Source organism: Shewanella sp. 11B5, from assembly GCF_002836795.1.
GTDB lineage: Bacteria > Pseudomonadota > Gammaproteobacteria > Enterobacterales > Shewanellaceae > Shewanella > Shewanella frigidimarina.
In genome coordinates, this window is sequence record NZ_PJAP01000894.1 from 1 (window position 1) to 3,295 (window position 3,295).

The 3,295-nt window shown below is 43.1% G+C and carries 1 protein-coding gene and 1 pseudogene; both read right to left on the reverse strand.

Annotated elements, in window-relative coordinates; genetic code table 11:
- Nucleotides 1–2,094, reverse strand: a 2,094-nt coding sequence (gene hypF, locus CXF78_RS17825; RefSeq protein ID WP_102037514.1) for a carbamoyltransferase HypF, incomplete at its 3' end; no start/stop codon positions are given.
- Nucleotides 2,095–2,149: 55 nt separating this feature from the next.
- A pseudogene (locus CXF78_RS21550) lies at nt 2,150–3,295 on the reverse strand (hypothetical protein); the annotation flags it as partial.

Genomic DNA, 3,295 nt, shown 5'->3' on the forward strand with positions numbered 1-3,295 from the left:
AATAGGTGCTGACTCGGTGTTACTTAAAGTGTTGAGCGTTACAGATAAAGGCTCAATATTTGATTCGGTATAATAGGCGTTGGCTGCTGTTTCAATCATCATGCCCGCTTGACCTTCGTACTGCGAGCTACCAATAAAACTTAACGCTACAGCAAGAGCATCAAATAAACGCCCAACAGATCGACATTCAATACAATGGCTATTGTTACGCCACAGCTGATATAAATTAGTGACAGTTTTTCTGCCTAAGTCGGCGATAGCGGCAATGGGGAGTGAAAGTACTTGTTCAAGCGACATTTGTTCAAACAATAATGCCAGCAGAATTCTAACTGGGTTTTTAATCGCTTGCTCACCGCCAATTAACTTAAACGAACTAAAGTGGGCCACCGTGGTAAAACCGTGCACATCAGCCAGCATGACTTCGCTGCCCCATAATGTGCCGTCATCACCTAGGCCTGTGCCATCAAAACTGAACCCTAATACTTGCTCAGTGCGTTGGTGCATCGCCATAACAGACAAAACATGGGCGAAGTGGTGTTGTATGCCAATGCAATGAGATGGCAAAAGGCGATGTTCAGATTGGTAGTTTACTGCCCATTGTGTCGGCGCATATTGCGGGTGATTATCGTGCACTATATGACTCGGGCTGAAGTCATACAAACGCTTAAATGTTGCTAAGCTTCGGCTAAAATATTGCTCTGTTTCTAGAGTGAATAAATCCCCAATGTGCGGTGATACGATCAGATTATCGGCAAAACCGAATGCAACCGTATTTTTCTGTTGTGCGCCAACAGCCAACACGCTATTTTTACTGTTTGATAGCATCGGTGAGTGCAAATTAATGGTTAACGGCGCATAACCGCGAGCTAATCGAATGACTTGCAGCTGCCCGTCAATCACTTGTACCACGCTGTCATCACAGGCATTAATAATCGGCCGATTATGGTCGAGGATCCCATCGACTACATGGCTTAAATGCTGCTCAATCTCAGCTTGATTACCAATAATGGGTTCTCCGCTGCGATTGGCACTGGTAGCCACAATGGGTTTGTGTAATCGCTGCATCAATAAATGATGTAATGGTGTGTAGGGTAAAAATACTCCAAGGCGATCAATACCCGGCGCTAGCAATGGACTCAGTGCGATAGGGTGAATATTTCTGCAATTATCTCTACCATTATCTTTACCATCAACACTAGCAACACGTTTGGTCATCAAGGTAATCGGCTTCTCAGGGCTGGTTAATACTTGCCATTCCGTTTCAGTACCGCTGACACATAATTTCGCCTGGGCCAAGTTAGTCACCATTATCGCTAATGGCTTGGCGAGGCGTTGTTTACGTTGACGCAGGGCTGCAACCGCATCGTTATTGGTAGCATCACACACCAAATGAAAACCGCCTAAACCTTTAATGGCCACTATGCCACCACGGTTTATCATTTCAACGGCTTGCTCTAATGCCATCAACATCGATGAATCATAAAGACATTCAGCACGAGCATTGATAACGCTAAAGGTTAATTGTGGACCACAATGTGGGCAACTCACTGGTTGTGCATGGTAGCGTCGATTCATTGGATTGATATAAGCGGCGTGGCAATCATCGCACATTTCAAAATCAGCCATGGCAGTGTTGCATCGGTCATAAGGCAGGGCGTTGATAATGGTGTAGCGCGGACCGCAATTGGTGCAATTGGTAAATGGATATTGATAGTGGCGATTTTGAGGGTCATTAATGTCGTTAAGACAATCTCGGCAAATACTCATGTCGGCCGAAATAGCCACATTTGCATGTTCGTCAGTAGCGGCATGGCTATCAATAATACTAAATTGGTCTAATAAACTTAATTGAGCTTGATGAGTAACCTCAATGGCATCAATGCGCGCTAATGGCGGCGGAGATTTAGCTAATTTATCGATAAACTGTTCAATCAGTTCGCTATTACCTTGTAAAACAATCGTCACCCCAAGGTGATTATTTAGCACGCTACCGACTAAATTTAACTGATGTGCCAAACGAAAAACAAAGGGGCGAAAACCAACCCCTTGCACAATACCTTTAACAATAATGGTAACTTGCTGTAATGGTTTCATAAGGACTCAATCTCATACAAGGATAAGCGATAACTGATATACTTTAAGATACCTTTTATCTACGTCTTTGTTTGAGATATAGCCCACCAATTGCGATATTAACGCCATCTAAATCCAATAATGGATTGACCACCAGTGGAAAGTTTTTACCAATACGTAATTGCACCCGTTCAGTTAGCACCGGATTAGCAAATTCGCTTCCAGCAATCACTAATTGTTTTACGCCAATATTTTGATCTAAATGTTCTACCCAATGGCTTAAGTAGTCGGCAAACGAGTCATGAAATGCAAAAGCAAGTTTTGCTAAGTTAGTCTCGCCTGCCAACTTGAAACTCATTAATGTGCCCAAGGTTTTACACCAATTGAGGCTACGATGCGCGGCGCCTTTGGTGAGAGGAAAGTCAATGCGTGGTGCATTATTGCCATGATGAGACATCGCCAAAGCAATAAATTTATCGGCAAGTTCGGTTACCGTCACTCGTTGAGCAGTTTCTACCGGATAAGCGCCAATAATTAGGGTTGCAACAGCCATTAGCTGAGACAATGCACCATCGTCGGCTTGAATGTGAAGATCCAATAATTGATTATATTCGGCTGGAAATAACTGTTTAAACTTATCTAACAGACTTTTTTGCGGCGACTCAGACAAACTATGACAAATCTCATAACCTGATGTCGGCAACGTCGGTAATTGGAAAAATAATTCAGGGTTACTTTGGCTGTCGAGAGTGACAATTTGGCAAGCATTTTGTTGGCTGAAATACAATACCGCAGCATGTTTAACAAATTGCGCTTTATGGTGATTTTTATTGGGATCACAACGTAATACCGCAGCATTCAATGCACATAAGCTGGTAGTAATATCGTTCGTTATTGTGTTTGAGTCTTCTGCACAAGAACTGGCTAAAACAGGTGGCAAAGTTAACGGTGAAGCTGACGCTGAAGTAGACGATTTAGCACCGTTGTCACTCACTTGCCAATTAATATCAGTTTTAGTGCTTTGAACCTTGAACGTATGTTGGTCATCTTGGTAATGATGCTCATCATGCAAACAGGTCACATTAGTCGGTAACGATATGCTGCCATCGCTTAGGGGGGTGATCGGTAACCAATGTTGATTAATACTGGCTAAACGCAGCGGCTCATTGAGTAGGGCTTCTTGGTTAGTATGTGGTTCAATATCACTAGTGACATGCAACCA